This is a genomic window from Nonomuraea sp. NPDC049646 (assembly GCF_044465525.1).
GTDB lineage: Bacteria > Actinomycetota > Actinomycetes > Streptosporangiales > Streptosporangiaceae > Nonomuraea.
This window is the reverse complement of sequence record NZ_JBITLU010000010.1, coordinates 146,662-168,649: the sequence shown is the minus strand read 5'-3', so window position 1 is coordinate 168,649 and position 21,988 is coordinate 146,662. Positions and strand designations below refer to the sequence as shown.

The window sequence follows — 21,988 nt, the reverse complement described above, 5'->3', positions numbered from 1 at the left end:
CTAGTAGCGGCTGCGGCCGGGGCCGCGGTCGAGTCTCTTGCGCCAGCAGGCCGGGTGCCAGTGGCGGCGCTCCTCGTCGCCGCCCGGCCAGTCGGGCCAGGCGACCAGGTGCGGCCTGCCGCCCAGGATCTCCTGGTCGCAGCCGGGGCAGCGGTAGGTCTTGGTCGAGGACGCGCCCGTGAGCATGCGCACCTTCCAGTCGCCGTCCGGCCATTCCTCCACCTTGTCGTTGCCGGTGGGAAGGCCGAGAGGGCGGGAGTCGTCCCTCCGGCGGGCGCGGCGGGGGCTCATGAGCGGGGGAACTCGCCCACACCGGCCGTGACGAGCTGGTCGAGCAGGGGGGCGGGGGCGAAGGCGGGCTCGCGGTACTCGGCGTAGAGGGCCCTGAGGCCGTCGCGGACCCTGGCCAGGCCGAGGTAGCCCAGCATCTCGAACGGGCCGGCCGGATAGCCGCAGCCCAGCCGCATGGCGGCGTCGATGTCGGCGATGGAGGCGTAGCCGGCGTCGTACATGCGGACGGCGTCGTTGAGGTAGGGGAACAGCAGCGCGTCGGCCACGAACCCGGCCCGGTCCTTGCACGGGACGGGCACCAGACCGGCGACCCGCATCAGGTCGCGCGCCGCCTTGGCGGCCCCGGGCGAGGTGAGCGCGGTGCCGGCCAGCTCGGCCACCTTGTCGCCGACGACGTGCACGCCGACCATCCTGCTGGGGTCGGACAGGCGTACGGCGTGCTCGATCACCGGACGGTCGGTGCAGCGCAGCACGGTGTCGGGCGCGTCGGACGGCCCGAACCCGGAGGCCCGCAACCGCTCGCCGAGCCCGTGGACGTCGGGCCCGTCGATGCCGAACGTGATGACCGTGGACTTCTCCGGCTCCTTGGGCGGCTCCTGCGGCCCGTAGAAGCCGTGGCCGCTCTTGCGGCCGAGCCTCCCGGCGGTGACCAGCTCGCGCAGCAGCGGCGAGGGCGCGTGCCGGCGGTCGCGCGTCTCGTCGAACAGCACCTCCATCACCTCGTGCGCGGTGTCCAGCCCGATCAGGTCGAGCAGCGCGAACGGCCCCATCGGCAGCCCCACGCCCAGCCGCATCGCGTCGTCGATGCCGTCGCGCGTGGCGATGCCCAGCTCCAGCAGGACGGCGGCGTGGTTCAGATACGGCAGCAGCAGCCGGTTGACCACGAACCCGGCCCGGTCGCCCACCGGCACGGCGGTCTTGCCCAGCCGCCCGGCCAGCTCGCAGATCTCCGAGACGACTCCGGGCGCGGTCACCACCGTGCCCACCACCTCGACCAGCCGCATGACCGGCGCCGGGTTGAAGAAGTGCATGCCGACCACGCGCCCGGGCCGGCCCGTGGCGGCGGCGACGGCGGTGACCGGCAGCGAGGAGGTGTTGGTGGCCAGCACCGTCCCGGGCTTGCAGATCCGGTCGAGGTCCCGGAACAGCGAGATCTTCAGGTCGAGCACCTCGGGGATCGCCTCGATCACGAGGTCGGCCTCGCGCAGGTCCTCGCGCGAGGTGGTCAGCGTGATGCGCCCCAGGATCTCGGCCCGCTGCGCGGCCGTCAGCTTGCCCCGGTCGGCCGCCCTGGTCGTGGAGCGCTCGACGTGCCCGCGGCCTCTGGCCAGCGCCTCGACGTCGGCCTCGACGCCGATCACCCGGAGCCCGGCACGCGCGAAGACCTCGGCGATCCCGGCGCCCATCGTGCCGAGCCCGACAACTCCCACCGTTTCAAACGCCATGCGACCAGTTTTCCAGAGCCGCTAAGGTGGACCGTCATGCGGCTGGTCATCGCGCGGTGCAGCGTGGATTACATCGGACGGCTCACGGCGCATCTGCCGATGGCGCCGAGGCTCGTCCTCATCAAGGCGGACGGGAGCGTCAGCATCCACGCCGACGACCGCGCCTTCAAACCGCTCAACTGGATGAACCCGCCGTGCAAGCTCAAGGAGGACGGCGGCACCTGGACGGTCACCCACGGCAAGACCGGCGAGAAGCTGGTCCTGACGATGGAGGAGATCATCCACGACTCCAGCCACGAGCTGGGCGTCGACCCCGGCTTGATCAAGGACGGCGTGGAGGCCCACCTCCAGGAGCTGCTGGCCGAGCACATCACGACCCTGGGCGAGGGCTACTCGCTGATCCGCCGCGAGTACATGACGGCCATCGGTCCGGTCGACATCCTGTGCCGCGACGCGCTGGGCGCGACGGTGGCCATCGAGATCAAGCGGCGCGGCGAGATCGACGGCGTCGAGCAGCTCACCCGCTACCTGGAGCTGCTCAACCGCGATCCGCTGCTCGCGCCGGTGCGCGGGGTGTTCGCGGCGCAGGAGATCAAGCCGCAGGCGCGCGTGCTGGCCGCCGACCGGGGCATCGACTGCGTCACCCTCGACTACGACGCCCTGCGCGGCATCGAGCCGGAGAACCCGACCCTCTTCTAGCCGTCCCGGCCTCGTAGCGGGCCGGGATTTCCCATGGCCCGACATTCCAGTGTTGACACGTCTCTCATGGACGTTCTAGTTTCGACCTATCGAGATTGGAGTGTTCATGGACGTTCCCGCGTATCTCAGCGGCGACCTGGCGCCCGTCCCCGACGAGATCGAGGCGCACGACCTGGAGGTCACCGGCGCGCTGCCCGCCGAGCTGACCGGGCGCTACTTCCGCAACGGGCCCAACCCGCGGCCGGGCGAGGACCCCGGCCACTGGTTCGCCGGGCACGGCATGCTGCACGGCGTCCGGCTGCGGGACGGGCGGGCCGAGTGGTACCGCAACCGCTGGGTGCGGACCAGCAAGTTCACCGACGACGCGCCGTTCGTCACCGACACCGGCGTCGATCGGGCCGCGGTGACCGCCAACACGCACGTCGTCCGGCACGCCGGACGCATCCTGGCGCTGGTGGAGAACGGCCTGCCGCACGAGGTGACGCCCGAGCTGGCCACCGTGGGCCCGTGCGACTTCGGCGGGCGGCTGACCACCGCGATGACCGCCCACCCCAAGCACGACCCGCTCACCGGCGAGCTGCACTTCTTCGGCTACGGGTACTTCCCGCCGTTCCTCACCTACCACCGGCTCTCGGCCGCCGGCGAGCTGGTGGAGAGCAGGGAGATCGAGGTGCCGGGGCCGACGATGATGCACGACTTCGCCGTCACCGAGCACCACCTGCTCTGGCTGGACCTGCCGGTGGTGTTCGACCTGAACCGCAGCGGCATGCCGTACGCCTGGGAGGACGACTACGGCGCCAGGATCGGCGTCACCCCCCGGACGGGCGGCCCGACCCGCTGGTTCGACGTCGACCCCTGCTACGTGTTCCACGTCGGCAACGCCTGGGAGGACGAGCGGGGGCGCGTCGTCCTGAACGCCGCCCGCTACTCCCCCGGCGCGTGGTCCGCCGTCTGGAAGCAGATCGGCGGCGCCGCCGACCCGGCCCGGCACGCGGGCGCCGCCGGCGCCGCCTCCCTGCACCGCTGGACCCTCGACCCGGCCACCGGCACGGCCACGGAGGAGGCGCTGGACGACCGCGGCGTGGAGTTCCCCACGTTCAACGAGGACCTGCTCGGCCGGCCCAGCCGCCACCTCTACACGGTGGGCGCCGACGCCGTCGTCAAGTACGACCTGCGCGACGGCTCGGCCCAGGTCAGGAAGACCGGCGGCGCCACCGGCGAGGCCGTGTTCGTGCCGGCCGAGGGGGCCACGGGCGAGGACGAGGGGTGGCTGCTGTCGATCGTCACCTCCGGGGAGTCGTCCGAGCTGCTGGTGCTGGACGCCGGCGACCTGTCCGGCGTCGCGTCGGTGCGGCTGCCCAGGCGGGTGCCGGCGGGCTTCCACGGCTCGTGGTTCGCGGAGGGCTGACGGGTGGAGATCAGGCAGTCCGGCGACTTCGACGCCGCCGGCGACGCGCTGGCCAGGGCCTTCCACGACGATCCGGTGGTCGGCTGGCTGCTGCCCGGCGGTCGCGGCGCGGCGGGGATGTTCGCCACGATCGCCCGTCACATGCACGCGTTCACCGATACGGCGCTCAGCGGGGGCGGCGCCGTGGCGGGGGTCGCGCTGTGGGACCCGCCGGGCCACCGGGCCGAGGCGGAGGCGGCCGTGCCCGGCCTGGTGGCGGCCATGGGCGACCGGGTGCGCCAGGGCTTGCTGCTGGAGGAGGAGTTCGCCCGGCACAAGCCCGCCGGCCCCTACTGGTACCTGGCCCAGCTCGGCACCGTGCCCGAGCTCCAGGGCACCGGCGTGGGCGGCGCGCTGCTGCGCGCGGGCCTGGCCAGGTGCGGCGGCCTGCCCGTCTACCTGGAGAGCAGCAAGGAGTCGAACGTGCCCTTCTACGAGCGGTTCGGGTTCGCGGTCACCGAGCGGTTCACGCTGCCGGACGGGCCGCCGGTGTGGGGGATGCTGCGCCCGCCCCGGCGCTAGTAAGCGACGGCTTACCGGTTTATCGTGACGTCATGACCACGCTGACGTTCGACTCACTGAACCCGGCTACCGGCGAGGTCGTCGGCAGTCATCCCAAGAACGACGCCCGGGCCGTGCGCGAGGCCGTGACCAGGGCCGAGACGGCCGCGGAGTGGTGGGCGGCCCTGCCCGCGGGCGAGCGCAGGCGCCGCCTGCTCGACTACAAGGCGGTCATCACGCGGGCCCTGCGGGAGCTGGCCGCGCTGGTGCACGAGGAGACCGGCAAGCCGGTGGGCGACGCCACGCTGGAGATCGTGCTGGCCGTCACGCACCTCGACTGGGCGGCCCGCAACGCCGCCAAGGTGCTGGGCCGCCGCCGCGTGGCGACCGGCATGCTGGGCCTCAACCTGGCCGCCACCCTGGAATACCTGCCGCTCGGCGTGGTCGGCGTGATCGGCCCGTGGAACTACCCGGTGTTCACCCCCATGGGGTCCATCGCGTACGCGCTGGCCGCCGGCAACGCGGTCGTGTTCAAGCCCAGCGAGCTCACCCCGGGCGTGGGCGTGCGGCTGGCGGAGCTGTTCGCCGAGTCGGTGCCCGAGCAGCCGGTGCTGCAGACGGTGACCGGGCTCGGCGAGACCGGCGCGGCGCTGGCCGCCGACCCCCGGGTGCGGAAGGTGGCCTTCACCGGCTCGACCGCCACCGCCAAGCGGGTCATGGCGGCGTGCGCGGAGAACCTGACGCCCATCGTGGCCGAGTGCGGCGGCAAGGACGCCTTCATCGTGGACGCCGACGCCGACCTGCCCGCCGCGGCCGACGCCTGCCTGTGGGGTGCGATGTCGAACGCGGGCCAGACCTGCGCGGGCGTCGAGCGGGTCTACGTGGTGGACGCGGTGTACGAGCCGTTCATGCGGGAGCTGTCGGAGCGGGCCGCCGGGGTCAAGGCCGGCCAGGACTACGGCCCGATCACCATGCCCGCCCAGATCGACATCATCCGGCGGCACATCGACGACGCCACCAAGTCCGGAAAAGTGGTGATCGGCGGCCCCGGCTCGGTACGGGCGCCGTTCATCGACCCGGTCATCGTGGCGGACGTGCCCGAGGACTCCCCGGCCGTCCGCGAGGAGACGTTCGGGCCGACGATCACCGTCCGGCGCACCCGCGACGCGCAGGAGGCGCTGGAGCTGGCCAACGCCTCGGCGTACGGGCTGGCGGGCACGATCTTCTCGCGGGACGCCCGCCGGGCGACGCGGCTGGCGCGGGCGATGCGCACCGGGATGACCGCCGTCAACTCGGTCATCTCCTTCGCCGGGGTGCCCGCGCTGCCGTTCGGCGGGGTCGGCGACTCGGGGTTCGGCCGCATCCACGGAGCCGACGGCCTGCGCGAGTTCACCAGGCCGAAGGCGGTCTCCCGGCAGCGCTTCGCCCTGCCCGGCATGAACCTGACCTCGTTCAGGAGGGGGCCCGACGAGCTTGAGCGACTGATCAGGCTTGTCACGTTCTTGCACGGACGACGTAAAAGATAATCATCGCGCTCTTTCCCAAATCCGATCATCCGTCCATAATTGTGTGCTCTGGGGGCCACGATCATGTTGGACGGGTGGAATGTGAACCGGTCTTACCGGGGAATGTCGGCTGAGCAAAGGCTGGCGGACAGACGCGAGCGGCTGATGACGGCCGCCTACACGCTATACGCGAAACCAGGTTTCGCGGCGACGACCATCGAAAGATTGTGCTCGGAGGCGCGGATCTCCAACCGGGCCTTCTACGAATGTTTCGGCGGCCGCGAGGAGTTGCTCCAGGCGCTGCACGAGCGGTGCGTGGAGGAAAGCCTCGCGGTTGTGGCCAAAGCGTTACAGGAGGCGCCGGGCACGCTTGACGGAAGAGTCAAGGCGGGGATTCGCGCCTATATCGAGTTCGCCGCCGCCGACTGGCGGCGGGCCCGCATCATGCACCTGGAGGTGCGCAGGTCGGGTGACGTCCTGACAGCCTCGCGTCAGCGGGCGGTGGACTCCTTCGCCCGGCTCGTGGAGGAGGCGTCGGCGGATTTCCCGCAGACCCGCTCGCTGAATCGGCGCCTGGTGGCACTTGGCGTAATTGGCGCGCTGCAAGAGCTGCTGATCGAATGGATACTGGCCGACCACCAGCCGGCCATCGACGATCTGGTCGAGGTGGCGGTGCACATCTTCATCCGCAGCCTCAGTCCGTCGTGACCCGCCGATTACCCGCAGTGATGGGGTCACAGAATAATCACTTTCATCGTTCTTTCCGAGTGCCCACGCCCGTGATAGAGGTCCAGCCGCAATCTACATTCCCTCTATATTCGGCTCGTGAAAGGCACGGGCGACGGCTGATCGGCGCCCGGCCCGATATGTGACCTCAGGCCACCGCGGCCGCGGGAACCTCGACGTGCAGGACCCGATTCAGCCGGGTCACCGCCAGGATCCGCATGATCCGCGGGGGCACCCCCCGAAGAACGAGGCGGCGTTGCACGCTGATCGCGCGCCGATGCGCTCCGACCAGCACCCCGAGCCCGGTGGCGTCGATCATCTCCAGCTTGGAGAGGTCGAGGATGAGGTCGCCCTCGCCGGCGTCGAGCGCGGCGTGCAGCCGTTCGCGCACGCCGGCCGACGTGCCGGCGTCGAGCCGGGCGCCGATCCGCACCGTCTGGCCTCGTGGATTGCGCCGGACGCGCATGCCACCTCCTCAATCACGCACACGGCGTGTGGTCGCCGGGATCGAAACCCCCGCTCTTCCTCCCCTACCCATCTATCGGGAGTGACACGACAGCCGTCAGCAGGAACTGTCCGTCGCCGGTGGGACGGGCCGTCATGCGCCCGCCCACGGCGGCCATCCGCTCGCCCATGCCGGTCAGCCCGCTGCCCAGGTCGTCGGCCTGCCTGCGGGCCACGCCGTCGTTGCGGACCGCCAGTTCCGCCTCCTGGTCGGTGAAGCGCAGGGTGATGTCGCAGAAGGTCGCGGCGCTGTGCTTCAGCACGTTCGTGACCGCCTCACGCACCGCGTACGCGAACACCGGCGCGACGCCGTGGGGCAGCTCGCGGTGCGGCAGGCGCACCTCGCAGCGGACGCCGGCCGCTTCGAGCACTCCCTTCACGCTATTCAGCTCAGCGGTCAAGTCAAGTTCGCGGTAGCCGCGCACGGCCTGGCGCAGCTCGCGCAGGGCCTTGCGGGTCAGCGCGTTCACCTCCGCCATCTCGTCCCTGGCGGCCTTGCCGTCGGCGTCGGCCAGGCGTACGGCCAGCTCGGTCTTGACGGCGATGGCCGAGAGCTGGTGGCCGACGAGGTCGTGCAGGTCCCTGGCGAAGCGCAGCCGCTCCTCGGCCAGCGCCAGCCTGGTGTGCGCCTCGCGGCCGTCGTGGGCCTGCACGGCCAGCGACCAGATCCACGCCCACATCCTGTTGGTGCAGGGCAGCGCCGTGGCCCAGATGACGTCGAGGGCGGCGATGACGAGCAGCGACGCGAGCAAGGTGTCGCCGCTCAGCGCCAGCAGGCCCGTCCCGTCCACCACGGACAGCGCGCCGAGCCCGACGCAGGCCGCGCACGTCGCCGCGCCCAGCGCCAGCGCCCTGCGGGCGGGCAGCCCGATCACCGCCACGGACAGCCAGACCATGGGCACGAACCCCCAGCCCATCGGGTCGGCCCCGCCCAGCGCCGACGACAGGAACGCCAGAGCGCCGGTCCACACGACCTCCCTCGTGGGATACCGGCGCTCCATGACCGCGGCGACGACTCGCACGTAGAGCCAGGTGAAGGCGAGCGCCGCGATCGTCGCGAGCAGCAGGCGCGGCCAGCCGGCCGCCCCCGAGCCGAGGCTGAACACCGTCGAGGCGACCAGGAAGATCCACATGATCACCAGCGTCGAGTTCAGCATCCGGCGGGCCAGCCGCCGCGCCCGCGTGATCGCGTCCATCTAGCCGGCGCGCAGCACGTCGCCGAGCTTCAGCCGGGCGCCCGTGCGCAGCACCGCCCGCTCGTAGACCTTGGCCCCGAACGACAGCACCGCCAGCACGGCCACCGCCATCGCCGCCATGGACGCCGCCACCTGCCACATCGGCACGTCGGCCGCCGCCATGCGGACCGGCATGATCATCGAGGAGAACGGCGGGATGTAGGACATCACCGTGGCCAGCGTGCCCGTGGGGTCGTTGGTGGCGTAGAAGGCCACGAAGTAGGTGACCATGATGAGCATGGTCAGCGGCGACATCACGCTGCTCACCTCCTCCTGGCGGGAGACCAGCGAGGCGAACGCGGCCGCGAGCGTGGCGAAGAACGCGTACCCGAGCACGAACCAGACCAGGACGGCCACCACCAGCCCCGGCACGCCCGGCGGGAAGTCGGCGGCGAACCCCGACACCGACGTGGCGACCAGGCCGACGGCGAGGATGGTGAGCAGGTTGATCAGCCCGAGCGCGCCCAGCCCGACGATCTTGCCGCCGAGCAGCTGCCACGGGCGCACCGCCGCGAGCAGGATCTCCACGATCCTGCTGCCCTTCTCCTCCACCACGCCCATGGCCACCATCATGACCTGGCCCATGAGCAGCATGAACAGGACGAGCACCAGCACCACGGCGATGCCGGTCTTGGCCGCCTGGTAGCGGGTGTCCACGCCCACGGAGACCATCTGCAGCGGCGGGATCGTCACCCCGGCCGCGCCGAGCCGCATCTCCCGGTTGGTGCTCTGCATGAGCACGCCGAGCTTGCTGTCGATCTCGCCGTCGGTGAGCACCTTGTCGCCGTCGACCAGCACCGCGTCCACGTCACCGGCCAGCACGGCCTTCTTGGCGGCGGCCTCGTCGGGGAAGGAGCGCCACTCGAACTCGGCGTCCGGCGCGGCGGCCTTCAGCGGGAGCTGCTGGGAGTTGACCGTGCCCAGCGTGTACGAGTCGCTCCCGCCCATGAGCTTCGGCGCGAAGGAGACGGCCGCCACCAGCAGCGCGGTCACCAGCAGACCGACCAGGAACGTCTTCGTGCGCACCTGCGTGACGATCTCGCGGCGGGCGACCAGCATCAGTCCGTTCACGCCACGGCCTCCTTGAAGATCTCGGTGAGGGTCGGCTGCTCGACCCCGAAGTGCTCGACGCGGCCCGCCTTCACGGCGCGGCGCAGGATCTCCTGGTCGTCGCCCTCGGTCGTCCGCAGGGTGTGCAGGTCGCCGTGGACGGTCACCGTGCCCGGCAGGCCGTCGGCCCAGCCCGGGGCGGGGTCGCGGACCTCCACGCGCAACGTGTCGCCCTCGGCGGCGCGCAGCTCGGCCACCGTGCCCGTCGCGACCATCCTGCCGCCGGAGACGATGCCCACCGAGTCGCACAGCCGCTCCACCAGGTCGAGCTGGTGGCTGGAGAAGATCACCGGCACGCCGCTCCTGCAGCGTTCCTGGAGCGCCCCGGCCAGGGCGTCCACGGCGAGCGGGTCGAGCCCGGAGAACGGCTCGTCCAGGACCAGCGCCTCGGGGTCGTGCACCAGCGCCACGGCGAGCTGCACGCGCTGCTGGTTGCCCAGCGACAGCGTCTGCACCGCGTCGCCCCTGCGCTCGGTCAGCCCGAGCCGCTCGATGAGCTCGTCGGCGGCCTTCTTCGCCGCCGCCGGGGCGAGCCCGTGCAGCCGGCCGAAGTACTCGATCTGCTCGGCGACCCGCATCTTCTGGTACAGCCCGCGCTCCTCCGGCATGTAACCGAACCGCGTGCGGTCGTCGTAGCCCAGCGCGCGGTCCCGCCAGCGCACCGATCCGGAGTCGGCCTGGAGCACGCCCATGACGATGCGCATCGTCGTCGTCTTGCCCGCACCGTTCGCGCCCACGAAGCCGTACATCTCACCCGGACGTACCGTGAAGCTGATCCCGTCCAGGGCGACCTTGCCACCGGGGTTGTCGGGACCGCCCGCGAAGCGCTTGCGCAGCTCGCTGATCTCGAGCATCAGGTCCTCTCTCTCGTCATGGGTAGATTGTGGCTTTGGCGGCGTTCGCCCTGGTAGTCGTGGAAATCATGGACGCGACATGGAAAGCGCGTCCCGTTCGGATGACATTTGTCATTACGCTGGGCTCATGACGCGTGCCGACAAGGACAAGCCCGTCGTCCTCTCCCGCATCTACACCCGTACGGGCGACGACGGCACCACGAACCTGAGCGACATGAGCCGCGCGGCCAAGACCGACACCCGGCTGGCCGCCTACGCCGACGTCGAGGAGGCCAACGCCTGCCTGGGCCTGGCCCTGTCCCACGGCACCCTGTCCGCCGACCTCGTGGCGCTCCTCGTGCGCATCCAGAACGAGCTGTTCGACGTGGGGGCCGACCTGGCCACCCCGGTGGTGGAGGAGCCGGAGTTCCCGCCGCTGCGGGTGGAGCAGTCCTACATCGACCGGCTGGAGGAGCAGTGCGACCGGCTCAACGCCGAGCTCCAGCCGCTGCGCAGCTTCATCCTGCCCGGCGGCGACCCGGCCACGGCCGCGCTGCACCTGGCCCGGGTGACCGTACGCAGGGCCGAGCGCACCACATGGGCGGCGCTCCAGGCCCACGACGACGTCAACCCGCTGACCGCCAAATACCTCAACAGGCTGTCCGACCTGCTCTTCATCGTCTGCCGGGTCGCCCACGGCGGCAACGAGATCCTCTGGAAGCCCGGCGGCACCCGCTAGGCGACGTCGAGGTACGCGCTGGGCGGCGCCGACTCCAGCCAGGCGAGGAAGCCGGTGAGGGCGTCGGCGCTCATCGCCAGCGACAGCCCGCGCGTCGTGCCGCCGCAGTCGACGGCGTAGAGGCCGCCGTCGATCTCACGCCGGGCGGAAACGACGAGGCCGCGCCTCGCGATCGCGTGGCGCGGCCTCAGTCGGACGCCCATGAGCGGAATCCAGTGGAGCTCACCGTCGGCGTAGCGGGCCACCCCGCTCTGCCACCCTCGGCTGCCCACTTTCAGCCGGCAGGGTACGCTGCCGCGCGAACGGGCGAGCGTCACCCCCCGCAGGACCACGAGGGCGACCAGCAGCAACAACAAAACCGAAACCGTCGCCACCATGGCCGCCCCCTGAATCCCGTTGTATGTATTAAACCTCTTCGCCCGCCGCGCGCAGCCGGGCCCTGGCCCGCTTGGCCTCGATCGCCGCGTCGGCGTCCTCCTGGTTGGCCTCGATCGAGGCCTGAGCCCGGTCGAGAGCGTCTCGGGCGGCCGCGACGTCGACCTCGGAACCGAGCTCGGCGACCTCGGCGAGCACCGACACCTCATCATCGGCCACGGAGATGAACCCCCCGTGAACGGCCGCGACGAGCTCGGGCTCACCTTCCCGCTTGACGCGCAGCACGCCGCCCTCGACCAGGACGCCGAGCACGGGTGCGTGTTGCGGCATAATACCGATCTCGCCGTCAACGGTCTTGGCAATCACCATGTCGGCCTCGCCCGACCAGATCTCACGCTCGGGTGAGACAACCCCTACGCGTAGCTTCGCCACTTCAGCAGGTTCCTTTCCGATCAGGTAGCGGCACGGGTTCTCATGCCCGTGCCACTACCGTAGGGCGATCAGCGACGCTCGAGTTCCTTGGCCTTGGCCACGGCCTGGTCGATGCCGCCGACCATGAAGAACGCCTGCTCGGGCAGGTGGTCGTACTCGCCGGCGCACAGGCCCTTGAAGGAGGCGATCGTCTCGTCCAGCGGGACGTTCTCGCCCGGCTGGCCGGTGAACGCCTCGGCGGCGTACATCGGGTGCGACAGGAACCGCTCGATGCGACGGGCCCGCTGCACGGTGACCTTGTCCTCTTCGGACAGCTCGTCGATACCGAGGATCGCGATGATGTCCTGGAGCTCGCGGTACTTCTGCAGGATCCGCTTGGTCTCCTGGGCCACCCGGTAGTGCTCCTCGCCCACGACCTGCGGGTCGAGGATCCGGGAGGTGGAGTCGAGCGGGTCCACCGCGGGGTAGATGCCCTTCTCCGAGATCGGCCGGGACAGAACGGTCTGCGCGTCGAGGTGCGCGAACGCGTTGTGCGGGGCCGGGTCGGTGATGTCGTCGGCAGGCACGTAGATCGCCTGCATGGAGGTGATCGAGTGACCGCGCGTCGAGGTGATGCGCTCCTGGAGCACACCCATCTCGTCGGCCAGCGTCGGCTGGTAACCCACCGCGGACGGCATGCGGCCGAGGAGGGTGGAGACCTCCGAGCCCGCCTGCGTGAAGCGGAAGATGTTGTCGATGAACAGCAGCACGTCCTGCTTCTGCACGTCGCGGAAGTACTCCGCCATCGTCAGCGCGGACAGGGCCACCCGCAGACGGGTGCCCGGCGGCTCGTCCATCTGGCCGAAGACGAGGGCGGTGTCCTTGAGGACGTCCGCCTCGTCCATCTCCAGCCAGAGGTCGTTGCCCTCACGGGTGCGCTCGCCGACGCCGGCGAACACCGAGGTGCCACCGAAGTTGCGGGCGACACGGCGGATCATCTCCTGGATGAGAACCGTCTTGCCCACACCGGCGCCGCCGAACAGGCCGATCTTGCCACCCTGCACGTACGGGGTGAGCAGGTCGATGACCTTGATACCCGTGACCAGCATCTCGGTACGGGACTCGAGCTGGTCGAAGGGCGGGGACGGCCGGTGGATGCCCCACTTCTCGGTGACCTGGAGCGAAGCGGTCGGCACGTCGAGCGACTCGCCGAGCGCGTTCCACACGTGACCCTTGACGACGTCGCCGACGGGCACCGAGATCGGGTGGCCGGAGTCGGTGACGGCCGTACCGCGGACCAGGCCGTCGGTGGGCTGCATGGAGATGGCGCGGACCAGGTTGTCACCCAGGTGCTGGGCGACCTCCATGGTCAGGGTCTTGGTCTCGCCGCCGAGGGTCACCTCGACGTTGAGCGCGTTGTAGATCTCGGGCATCGCCTCGACGGGGAACTCCACGTCGACGACGGGCCCCTTGACGCTGGCCACACGACCGGCACCGGCCGACGTGGGCTCAACAGTCTCAACAGCCTCTGCAGTCATTTCACTCTTTCCCCGCTGCGGCGTCAGCCAGCGCGTTGGCGCCCCCGACGATCTCGCTGATTTCCTGGGTGATCTCGGCCTGGCGAGCCTGGTTCATCTGCATGGTGAACACGCGGATCAGCTCGTTGGCGTTGTCCGTGGCGGACTTCATGGCGCGGCGGCGCGCAGCCTCCTCCGAAGCAGCCGACTGCAGCAGCGCCGTGAAGATGCGGGACTCCACATAGCGCGGCAGCAGCGATTCGAGCACGTCGCCCGCGGTGGGCTCGAACTCGAAGTACGGCGGGATCGTCTCGCCGGCCGTCGCCTCGGTCTCCTCGACCTCCAGCGGCAGCACGCGCTTGACCACGACGTTCTGGGTCAGCATCGAGACGAACTCGGTCGAGACGATGTGGATCTCGTCGATCCCCGCCTCTTCCTTGAAGGAGTCGATCAGCGTCTGCGCGATCTCCTTGGCGTCGGCGTAGGCCGGCTTCCTGGAGAAGCCGACCCACTGGCCGCCCATCGTGCGGTTGCGGAAGGTGTGCCAGGTGACACCCTTCCGGCCGGTGACGAACGGCACCACCGTCAGGCCACGGCTCTCCAGCAGCCCGCGCAGGGCCTCGGCCTCGCGCAGGACGTTGGCGTTGAAGCCGCCACAGAACCCGCTGTCGCTGGTGACGATGAGGACGCCCGCCTTGGCGGGGTTCTCCTTCGCCACGGTCAACGGATGGTCGACGCTGGCCGCGTTGCTGACGACGCCCGTGACGGCGCGAGTGATCTCACGCTCGTACGGCAGCGCCGCCTGCATCCGCATCTGCGCCTTCACGATCCGCGAGGAGGCGATGAGCTCCTGGGCGCGCGTGATCTTGGCGGTCGACTTGACCGACCTGATCCGCCGCCGCAGCAGCCTTAGCTGGGCACCCATGAGCTACTTCTCCGTCGCCGGGCGGACGACCTTCTTGATCTTCTCCTGGCCGACCTCGTCGGCCTCGAGCGGCGCCACCGGCTCGTCCTTGACCAGGAGCTCGCCCGAAGAGGTGGTGAAGCCCTTCTTGAACTCCGTGACGGCGTCCTTGAGGGAGGTCACCGCGTCGTCGGTCAGCTCGTTGGTCTCGCGGATGCTGTCGAAGATGCCCTTGTGGCTGCTCTGCAGGTAGTCGAGGAACTCCTGCTCGAAGCGGCGGATGTCCTCGATCGGAACCTCGTCGAGCTCACCCGTCGTGCCCGCCCACACCGACACGACCTGCCGCTCCACGGAGAACGGCGAGTACTGCGGCTGGATGAGCAGCTCGGTCAGGCGCTGACCGCGCTCCAGCTGGGCGCGGGAGGCCGCGTCCAGGTCGGAGGCGAAGGCCGCGAAGGCCTCCAGGTCGCGGTACTGCGACAGCGACAGACGCAGCGTGCCGGCCACCTTGCGCATCGCCTTGATCTGCGCCGAGCCACCGACTCGGGAGACCGAGATACCGACGTTGATGGCAGGACGGATACCGGCGTTGAAGTAGTCGGTCTCCAGGAAGATCTGGCCGTCGGTGATGGAGATGACGTTGGTCGGGATGAACGCCGACACGTCGTTGCCCTTCGTCTCGATGATCGGAAGACCGGTCATCGAGCCGCCGCCCATGTCGGCGGAGAGCTTGGCGCAGCGCTCCAGCAGACGGGAGTGGAGGTAGAAGACGTCACCGGGGAACGCCTCGCGGCCCGGCGGGCGGCGAAGCAGCAGCGAGACGGCGCGGTAGGCGTCGGCCTGCTTGGTGAGGTCGTCGAAGATGATGAGGACGTGCTTGCCCTGGTACATCCAGTGCTGGCCGATGGCCGAACCGGTGTAGGGGGCGATGTACTTGTAACCGGCCGGGTCGGAGGCCGGGGCGGCGACGATCGTGGTGTACTCCAGGGCGCCGGCCTCTTCGAGGCGGGAGCGCACCTGGGCGATCGTCGAGCCCTTCTGGCCGACCGCGACGTAGACGCAGCGCACCTGCTTCTCGGGGTCGCCCGAGAGCCAGTTGTCACGCTGGTTGAGGATGGTGTCGACGGCCACGGCGGTCTTGCCCGTGCCACGGTCACCGATGATCAGCTGGCGCTGGCCGCGGCCGATCGGCGTCATGGCGTCGATCGCCTTGATGCCGGTCTGCAGCGGCTGCTTCACCGGCTGCCGCTGGACGACCGAGGGGGCCTGCAGTTCGAGGGCGCGCAGGCTCTCGGACTCGATCGCGCCCTTGCCGTCGAGGGGGTTGCCGAGCGGGTCGACCACACGGCCGAGGAAGTTGTCGCCGACCGGCACGGACAGGACCTCGCCCGTCCGGCGGACCGTCTGGCCTTCCTCGATCTTGCTGAAGTCGCCCAGGACCACGACGCCGATCTCTCGGGGGTCGAGGTTCAGGGCCAGGCCGCGCGTGCCGTCCTCGAACTCGAGCAGCTCGTTCGCCATCGCCGAGGGAAGGCCGGAGACATGGGCAATGCCGTCGCCGGCGTCGACGACGGTCCCGATCTCCTCGCGCGCGGCGCCTTCCGGTTCGTACGCCTGGACGAAGCGCTCAAGCGCGTCCCGGATCTCGTCCGGCCGGATCGTAAGCTCCGCCATCTCTACTCTGTCTCCCTATTCATTCGGCGCTCACTGCGCCTCAGCCGGCCAACCGGCGGCGGACTTCTTCAATTCGTCCCACGATCGTGGTGTCGATGATCTCGTCGCCGATGCGGACCGAGAACCCACCGAGCACTCGCTTGTCCACCTCGACGTTCAGGTGCACGTCGCGACCGTAGGAGGTGCGCAGCCAGTCGGCCAGTCGCTGCTTCTGCGCGTCGGACAGCTCGACCGCGCTGCGCACGACCGCCACCAGGCGCCGGCGCTGCTGGGCCACGAGCTGACCGAACTCCTCCAAGCCCGTCTCCAGGCTACGCCCTCGCGGGTGCACCGCCAGCTGCGTGATCAGGCGCTGGCTGGTGGGGGCGACCTTGCCGCCGAGCAGGTCGCCCAGCAGCTGCCGCTTGCCCTCCGCGGGCGCGGCCGCGTCGGCGAGCGCGCGTCGGAGGTCGGGGTTGGCGGCGACGATGCGGCTGAAGCGGAAGAGCTCGTCCTCCACGTCGTCGAGCCTGGACTGGCCCTCCGCCTCGGCGGCTGCGGCGACGACGCCGAGCCGTTCGAGCGAGTCGGCCAGGTCACCCGCGCGCGACCACCGGACCGAGACCGCGGCCTCGGTCGTGGCGATGGCCGCCTCGGAGACCTTGCCGCCGAGCAGGGCGCGGATGGTGCCCGCCTTCTGCTCGGCGGGCCTGGCCGGGTCGGACAGCGCCCGGCGCAGGCCGTGCTCGCGGTCGAGCAGATCCGCGACGGCGAACAACTCGTCGGAGAGCGCGCCGAGGTCGGCGCTGCCCGCGACCGCGTTGAAGCGCTCCTCGACCTCTGCCAACGAGGTCCTGCTCAGACCTCTCATTAGCGCACCGCCTGCGCGTTGCTGCTCTCGAGCTCGTCGAGGAACCTGTCCACGATCCGGCTCTGGCGGGCCTCGTCCTCGAGGGACTCGCCGACGATGCGGCCGGCCAGGTCGGTGGACAGACGGCCGATCTCCGTGCGGAGCTGCGCGAACGCGGCGGCGCGGTCGGCCTCGATCTGGGCGTGCGCGGCCTCGACGAGACGACGGGCCTCGGCCTGCGCCTCCTCGCGGAGCTCCGCCTTGATCTGCGCGGCCTGCTCGCGAGCCTCTTCGCGGAGCCGGCCGGCCTCGCGGCGGGCCTCCTCCAGCTGCTGCGCGTACTGCCGCTGCAGGTTCTGCGCCTCGGCCTGGGCCTCCTCGGCCCTCTTGATGCCACCCTCGATCGCGTCGGTCCGCTCGGCCAGCGTCTTCTGGATACGCGGTACGAGGATCTTGCCGACGACGAGGAGGACGACGAGGAACGAGAAGATACCGACGACGAGCTCGAACGTGTGCGGAAGGAGCGGGTTCGCACCCTCCTCCTGCGCGAGGAGCGTAGCTGCCTTAATCATGGGTGCAGCCTTTCGTCAGGGATTCTTCTGGTCTTAGAGGGCCTGGAAGATGAACGGCGCGACCAGACCGATCAGGGCAAGGGCCTCGGTGAGGACGAAGCCGAGGAGCATGTTCTGGCGGATCAGGCCGTAAGCCTCGGGCTGACGCGCGATGGCCTGCACGCCCTGACCGAAGATGATGCCGACGCCGATGCCGGGGCCGATGGCGGCGAGACCGTAACCGATGGCGGTGACGTTGCCGGAGACCTCAGCGAGAACGCTCATTGCTATTTCCTTTACTGGACGGCCGGTGAAGGGAGTCCCACCGGTCATGGATATTCCGGTATGTGGTTCTCAGTGATCCGGGTGCAGCGCGCCGCCGATGTACATCGACGCCAGCATCGCGAACAGGAAGGCCTGCAGGAACTGGATGAACATCTCGAACCCGGTCAGGATGATCGTCATGATCACACCCAGGACGCCGACGCCGGCGCCCATCGGAGTCAGCTTCTCGAACAGGAACCAGAAGCCGACCATGCTGAAGAACGCGAGCAGCATGTGACCGGCGAACATGTTCGCGAACAGTCGGACCGCGTGCGTGAACGGCGCGATGATCATGTTCGAGAGGAACTCGATCGGCGCCAGAAGGAAGTAGATGGGCTTCGGCAGGCCGGGCGGGAACATCATGTTCTTGAAGTAGCCGATGCCGCCCTGGTGCTTGACGCCCAGGTAGATCTTGATCACGTAGATCGAGAGCGCGAGGACGGCCGGGAACGCGATGTGCGAGGCGACCGGGAACTGCGCGAGCGGGATCACGCCGAGGATGTTCCAGAACAGGACCAGGAAGAAGAGCGTGACCAGCAGGCCCATCCACCGATCGGCGTCCTTGCCGAGGAACGGCCGGGCGATCTGGTCACGGACGAACATGTAGCCGTACTCGACGACGTTCTGGGTGCCCCTCGGCACGAGCTTCGGCTTGGCGAAAGCCACCCAGCACACCGCGATCACCACGAGCGCGCTCAGCATCGCCAGCAGCACCGGCTTGGTGAACCAGCTCACCCCAGGGATGATCGGCGTGAACGAATTGAACAGCTCATCGGGCGATGGCGCCCGGAAGTTGTCTTCGGGGGCGAGGACCGTCAGCGCAATCACGCGGCGTTCCCTTCAACGTCGTAGTGGATCACAAGGGTTTCCTCAGCGAGGCGATCGCTGCGTCGGGTTAGCGACCGAACTTCCGGTAGACCGCGTAGCCGCCGAGCACGACCCCAAGGACCACGCCTATGGGGAAGAACGCGGACATGTCGAGCCACCGGTCCAGCAACCACCCGAGACCGCCATAGACCGCCATCCCGGCGAGCAGATAGCTGGGGACTGACCACATGGCATCGGAGAAGTCGCGACCGTCGTGTTCCGGCCGGCGTTCCTGTGCGCTCATCGCGGCCCCGACGATAGCAGGCGAGTGGAGGACTAGTCATATCGGACCCCATCCCTTTACCTGCCTCATGAGTCGCCCTTTCCGGGGACGGAGGCATCGGGGTCGACGTAGAGCATCTTGGTCTTCATGAACGCGCGGACCTCGAATCCGGTCCACACGAGCGTGCACACGACCACGGACCACGCGAAGGCCTGGGTGTTCCAGGCGGTGGTCTCACGGAAGGCGGCGAGCACCGCCATGATGGCGATGACCTTGACGAGGTAGCTGACCATGGCCGCGATCGCCATCATCTGCGGGGAGACGCGGGCGGCATAGGAGACCGCTACCACGCTGATGCTGAAGAAAACCCCGACGAGCAAGGTGCCGAGGGCCGCGCCGAGCGCTCCCTTGCCGCCTGCGAGAAGGAACGCCACGATGACCGCGACCACCCCGACCGCGAAGGTCGGAACAGCGGCGCTCTTGAGTACGCGCACGTCGTTGGCCTGCATCGGTGCTCCATCAGCATGTTGTCAAGCGAGCGTTTGCTACCTCCAGAACATGTGCGTCTGGAGGTCCCTGCTCGTGAAAGATATCACAAGCTCACGGAAGACCGCTTTTACCTGCCGTTTCTAGTTCCCGATCACGGACGACTCGGAAATGCAGGAATGACCGGTTTGCCCTCTGCGCTCGCGCGTTCCTGCGCCGAAGGGCCGCCCTGCGGCGGCATCTGCCGCCTGACCTCGGTGTCCGGGCCGATCGGCGGCATCGGGCCGGTGGGCGGGCCGTCGTCGTCGGGCTGCTTGTTGCGCGTGGCGGCGTGCGCGCCGCCCCTCCCCCGCCACCGCGGCGCCGCCATCAGGACGAGCACCGCCAGCGCCAGCACGATGACCACGACGAACAGCAGCACCGGCACGCCCTCGCGGGACATCGCCACCAGGCCGAAGGCGAACAGGAACGCCCAGGCATACATGATCAGCACCGAGCGGCGGTGCGAGTGGCCGATGTCCAGCAGGCGGTGGTGCAGGTGGCCGCGGTCGGGCGCGAACGGCGACATGCCGTGGGACGTGCGCCGGACCACGGCGGTGATCAGGTCGATCAGCGGCAGGACCAGCACCGCCGCCGGCAGCATCAGCGGCAGCAGCACCGGGACCTTGTTCATGTCCTCGATGGCGGCCGGGTCGAGCGGCGTCACCGTGACGATCGAGGAGGCGAGCACCAGCCCGATCAGCATCGCCCCGGTGTCGCCCATGAAGATCTTGGCCGGATGGAAGTTGTGCGGCAGGAAGCCCAGGCACGTGCCGATGAGGACGGCCGCGATGGCCGCCGTCGTGGTGATGTTGCCCACGCTCATGCTCTGGGCCAGCAGGATCGAGTACGCCCACGTGGCCATCGCGGCGATGCACACGATGCCGGCCGCGAGCCCGTCGAGCCCGTCGACGAAGTTCACGGCGTTGATGGTGACCACCACGATCATGATGGTGATGATCGTGCTCAGCGTGTAGTCGAGGCTGGTGGAACCGCCCCAGTCCTTCGGCAGCGGGATGTAGAGCAGCCGCAGGTCGAAGTAGACCAGCACGCCCGCCGCCGCGATCTGCCCGCCGAGCTTGATGAAGGCGTCCATGCCCCACCAGTCGTCGAGGAAGCCGGTGAGCGTGATCAGGCCGCCGGCGACGATCAGCGCGGTGACGGCTCTGCCGTCGTACTGCGACAGCGCCTCGCCGGTGTGTTTCAGCTGGCTGGCGACCAGCAGGCCGACCACCAGGCCGCCGTACATGGCCAGGCCGCCGAGCCTCGGCGTCGGCGTGGTGTGCACGTCGCGCTCGCGAACCTCGGGCATGGCGCCGATGCGGATGGCGAAGCGGCGCACCAGCGGCACCAGCAGGTACGTCACCGCTGCCGAGATGAGCGCCATGAACAGGTATTCGCGCACGGACCTAGTTTCCCGGATGCTCCGGCCAGCTGTGACCGGAAACCGACACAGACCAGCTTAATATTCGCTGAGATATGGCCGATGGATGGCGAGAAGCGCCGCCACTCTTTCCCTGACCTCGGGCGCGACCGCCGGATCGCGCACGGACATCGACAGCAGACTTCCCACCTCCTCCATCTCGCGCGGGCCCATGCCCTGCGTGGTCACGCACGCCGTGCCCACCCGGATCCCGGAGGTGACGGCCGCAGGCTCCGGATCGTACGGGATGACGTTGCGGTTGAGCGTGAGGCCGGCGGCCGCGCAGCGCCGTTCTGCCTCCGCGCCCGAGACGCCCAGCTCACGCAGGTCGACCAGGGCCAGGTGGGTGTCGGTGCCGCCGGTGACCGGACGCATGCCCGTCGCGTCCAGCGCGCCGGCCAGCGTGCGGGCGTTGGCGACGACGCGGCCCGCGTACTCGGCGAACTCCGGCCGCAGCGCCTCCCCGAACGCCACCGCCTTGGCCGCCACCGCGTGCATCAGCGGCCCGCCCTGCACGAACGGGAACACCGCCCGGTCGATCCTGGCGGCCAGCTCCTCCGTGCACAGGATCGCGCCGCCGCGCGGCCCGCGCAGCACCTTGTGGGTGGTCATCGTCACGACGTCCGCGTACGGCACCGCCGACGGGATCGCCCCGCCCGCCATCAGCCCGATCGGGTGCGCCACGTCGGCCAGCAACCACGCGCCCACCTCGTCGGCGATGCCGCGGAAGACCGAGAAGTCGATCAGCCTCGGGTACGCCGTCGCGCCGCACACGATGACCTTGGGACGGCGTCGCAGCGCCAGGTCCCGCACCTCGTCGTAGTCGATGAGCTCGGTGTCGCGCCGCACGCCGTAGGAGGCGACGTCGAACCATCGTCCCGAGAAGTTCACCTTCGAGCCGTGCGTGAGGTGGCCGCCGTGCGGGAGCGCCATGGCGAGCATGGTGTCGCCGGGCTGGAGCAGGGCGGCGTAGGCGGCCAGGTTGGCACTGGCGCCGGAATGCGGCTGGACGTTGGCGTGCTCGGCCCCGAACAGCCTGCGCGCCCGCTCCACCGCCAGCCGTTCGGCCCGGTCGACGACCTCGCAGCCACCGTAGTAGCGCCTGCCGGGGTAGCCCTCGGCGTACTTGTTGGTGAGGGTGGAGCCCAGGGCGGCCATGACCGCGGGGGAGGTGAAGTTCTCGCCGGCGATCAGCTGGATGCCGGCGCGTTCGCGGTCGAGCTCGTCGAGCAGCACCTGCGCCAGCTCCGGATCCTGCCGCCGCAACCGCCCGAAGTCGGGCCCGTAGTACGGCTCCCCACCCATTCCTCCACTGTACGACCGCATGTCC

The 21,988-nt window shown here is 69.8% G+C and carries 25 protein-coding genes; 6 read left to right on the top strand and 19 right to left on the bottom strand.

From position 1 onward, the window contains the following. Entirely contained in the window at positions 1–291 is a 291-nt protein-coding gene (locus ACIBQ8_RS29250; RefSeq protein ID WP_357971071.1) for an ATP/GTP-binding protein, read from the bottom strand. Continuing rightward, positions 288–1,736, bottom strand: a complete 1,449-nt coding sequence (locus tag ACIBQ8_RS29245; protein ID WP_397169658.1) for a 3-hydroxyacyl-CoA dehydrogenase family protein — start codon at positions 1,734–1,736, stop codon at positions 288–290. Before ACIBQ8_RS29245 ends, ACIBQ8_RS29250 begins: the two co-directional genes overlap by 4 nt. Positions 1,737–1,772: 36 nt before the next feature. Between ACIBQ8_RS29245 and nucS the strand changes: the two genes are divergently transcribed. From nucS to ACIBQ8_RS29220, 5 genes are all read left to right on the top strand, one after another. After that, positions 1,773–2,435, top strand: coding sequence for an endonuclease NucS (gene nucS / locus ACIBQ8_RS29240; RefSeq protein WP_397169660.1), 663 nt, complete (start codon positions 1,773–1,775; stop codon positions 2,433–2,435). 106 nt (positions 2,436–2,541) lie between these two features. Next, positions 2,542–3,843, top strand: coding sequence for a carotenoid oxygenase family protein (locus tag ACIBQ8_RS29235; protein WP_397193462.1), 1,302 nt, complete (start codon positions 2,542–2,544; stop codon positions 3,841–3,843). Between the two features lie 3 nt (positions 3,844–3,846). Further along, positions 3,847–4,404, top strand: a complete 558-nt coding sequence (locus tag ACIBQ8_RS29230; RefSeq protein ID WP_397193461.1) for a GNAT family N-acetyltransferase — start codon at positions 3,847–3,849, stop codon at positions 4,402–4,404. 32 nt (positions 4,405–4,436) lie between these two features. Next, positions 4,437–5,909, top strand: a complete 1,473-nt coding sequence (locus tag ACIBQ8_RS29225) for an aldehyde dehydrogenase family protein (RefSeq protein ID WP_397193460.1) — start codon at positions 4,437–4,439, stop codon at positions 5,907–5,909. Between the two features lie 144 nt (positions 5,910–6,053). Next, positions 6,054–6,596: a TetR/AcrR family transcriptional regulator gene (locus ACIBQ8_RS29220; protein WP_397193459.1), complete on the top strand. Its 543-nt coding sequence runs from the start codon at positions 6,054–6,056 to the stop codon at positions 6,594–6,596. A 166-nt stretch (positions 6,597–6,762) separates the two neighbouring features. On the opposite strand, the gene ACIBQ8_RS29215 is transcribed toward ACIBQ8_RS29220, so the two are convergent. The 4 genes from ACIBQ8_RS29215 to ACIBQ8_RS29200 form a co-directional block, all read right to left on the bottom strand. After that, the gene (locus ACIBQ8_RS29215) at positions 6,763–7,080 is read right to left on the bottom strand and encodes an STAS domain-containing protein (RefSeq protein ID WP_352324282.1); all 318 of its coding nucleotides are present in this window, start codon (positions 7,078–7,080) and stop codon (positions 6,763–6,765) included. 64 nt (positions 7,081–7,144) lie between these two features. Beyond that, positions 7,145–8,314, bottom strand: coding sequence for a sensor histidine kinase (locus ACIBQ8_RS29210; RefSeq protein WP_397193458.1), 1,170 nt, complete (start codon positions 8,312–8,314; stop codon positions 7,145–7,147). Then, positions 8,315–9,424, bottom strand: coding sequence for an ABC transporter permease (locus ACIBQ8_RS29205; RefSeq protein ID WP_397193457.1), 1,110 nt, complete (start codon positions 9,422–9,424; stop codon positions 8,315–8,317). It lies immediately after the preceding gene. Next, positions 9,421–10,317 (bottom strand): ABC transporter ATP-binding protein, encoded by an 897-nt coding sequence (locus tag ACIBQ8_RS29200; protein WP_397169670.1) that lies wholly within the window; start codon positions 10,315–10,317, stop codon positions 9,421–9,423. The genes ACIBQ8_RS29205 and ACIBQ8_RS29200 overlap by 4 nt, the downstream gene beginning before the upstream one ends. A gap of 127 nt (positions 10,318–10,444) precedes the next feature. Here ACIBQ8_RS29200 and ACIBQ8_RS29195 point away from each other — a divergent pair, with 127 nt between their 5' ends. Further along, positions 10,445–11,035, top strand: a complete 591-nt coding sequence (locus ACIBQ8_RS29195; RefSeq protein WP_397169671.1) for a cob(I)yrinic acid a,c-diamide adenosyltransferase — start codon at positions 10,445–10,447, stop codon at positions 11,033–11,035. On the opposite strand, the gene ACIBQ8_RS29190 is transcribed toward ACIBQ8_RS29195, so the two are convergent. From ACIBQ8_RS29190 to glyA, 13 genes are all read right to left on the bottom strand, one after another. Next, positions 11,032–11,412, bottom strand: a complete 381-nt coding sequence (locus ACIBQ8_RS29190; RefSeq protein ID WP_358283445.1) for a DUF2550 domain-containing protein — start codon at positions 11,410–11,412, stop codon at positions 11,032–11,034. The genes ACIBQ8_RS29195 and ACIBQ8_RS29190 overlap by 4 nt on opposite strands. Before the next feature lie 28 nt (positions 11,413–11,440). After that, positions 11,441–11,842 (bottom strand): F0F1 ATP synthase subunit epsilon, encoded by a 402-nt coding sequence (locus ACIBQ8_RS29185; protein ID WP_080042501.1) that lies wholly within the window; start codon positions 11,840–11,842, stop codon positions 11,441–11,443. Positions 11,843–11,910: 68 nt separating this feature from the next. Beyond that, entirely contained in the window at positions 11,911–13,359 is a 1,449-nt protein-coding gene (atpD, locus tag ACIBQ8_RS29180) for a F0F1 ATP synthase subunit beta (RefSeq protein WP_397169673.1), read from the bottom strand. A gap of 1 nt (position 13,360) precedes the next feature. Next, positions 13,361–14,263, bottom strand: a complete 903-nt coding sequence (locus ACIBQ8_RS29175; RefSeq protein WP_357971057.1) for a F0F1 ATP synthase subunit gamma — start codon at positions 14,261–14,263, stop codon at positions 13,361–13,363. 3 nt (positions 14,264–14,266) lie between these two features. Next, entirely contained in the window at positions 14,267–15,916 is a 1,650-nt protein-coding gene (atpA, locus tag ACIBQ8_RS29170) for a F0F1 ATP synthase subunit alpha (RefSeq protein ID WP_397169674.1), read from the bottom strand. Positions 15,917–15,956: 40 nt separating this feature from the next. Beyond that, a complete protein-coding gene (locus ACIBQ8_RS29165) occupies positions 15,957–16,766 on the bottom strand; it encodes a F0F1 ATP synthase subunit delta (RefSeq protein ID WP_397169675.1) in 810 nt (269 codons plus the stop codon). Further along, complete coding sequence (locus ACIBQ8_RS29160; RefSeq protein ID WP_357695099.1) at positions 16,766–17,317, bottom strand: F0F1 ATP synthase subunit B; 552 nt, start codon at positions 17,315–17,317, stop codon at positions 16,766–16,768. The genes ACIBQ8_RS29165 and ACIBQ8_RS29160 overlap by 1 nt, the downstream gene beginning before the upstream one ends. A gap of 33 nt (positions 17,318–17,350) precedes the next feature. Then, positions 17,351–17,581 (bottom strand): ATP synthase F0 subunit C, encoded by a 231-nt coding sequence (atpE, locus tag ACIBQ8_RS29155; RefSeq protein WP_397169677.1) that lies wholly within the window; start codon positions 17,579–17,581, stop codon positions 17,351–17,353. A gap of 69 nt (positions 17,582–17,650) precedes the next feature. After that, entirely contained in the window at positions 17,651–18,448 is a 798-nt protein-coding gene (atpB, locus tag ACIBQ8_RS29150; RefSeq protein ID WP_397169678.1) for a F0F1 ATP synthase subunit A, read from the bottom strand. Positions 18,449–18,515: 67 nt separating this feature from the next. Beyond that, a complete protein-coding gene (locus tag ACIBQ8_RS29145; RefSeq protein WP_229824207.1) occupies positions 18,516–18,731 on the bottom strand; it encodes an AtpZ/AtpI family protein in 216 nt (71 codons plus the stop codon). Between the two features lie 65 nt (positions 18,732–18,796). Then, positions 18,797–19,219 (bottom strand): hypothetical protein, encoded by a 423-nt coding sequence (locus tag ACIBQ8_RS29140; RefSeq protein ID WP_397169680.1) that lies wholly within the window; start codon positions 19,217–19,219, stop codon positions 18,797–18,799. Positions 19,220–19,350: 131 nt separating this feature from the next. Next, complete coding sequence (locus ACIBQ8_RS29135) at positions 19,351–20,640, bottom strand: glycosyltransferase family 4 protein (protein ID WP_397169682.1); 1,290 nt, start codon at positions 20,638–20,640, stop codon at positions 19,351–19,353. A 57-nt stretch (positions 20,641–20,697) separates the two neighbouring features. Then, positions 20,698–21,963 (bottom strand): serine hydroxymethyltransferase, encoded by a 1,266-nt coding sequence (glyA, locus tag ACIBQ8_RS29130; RefSeq protein WP_397193456.1) that lies wholly within the window; start codon positions 21,961–21,963, stop codon positions 20,698–20,700. Positions 21,964–21,988 lie beyond the last annotated feature (25 nt).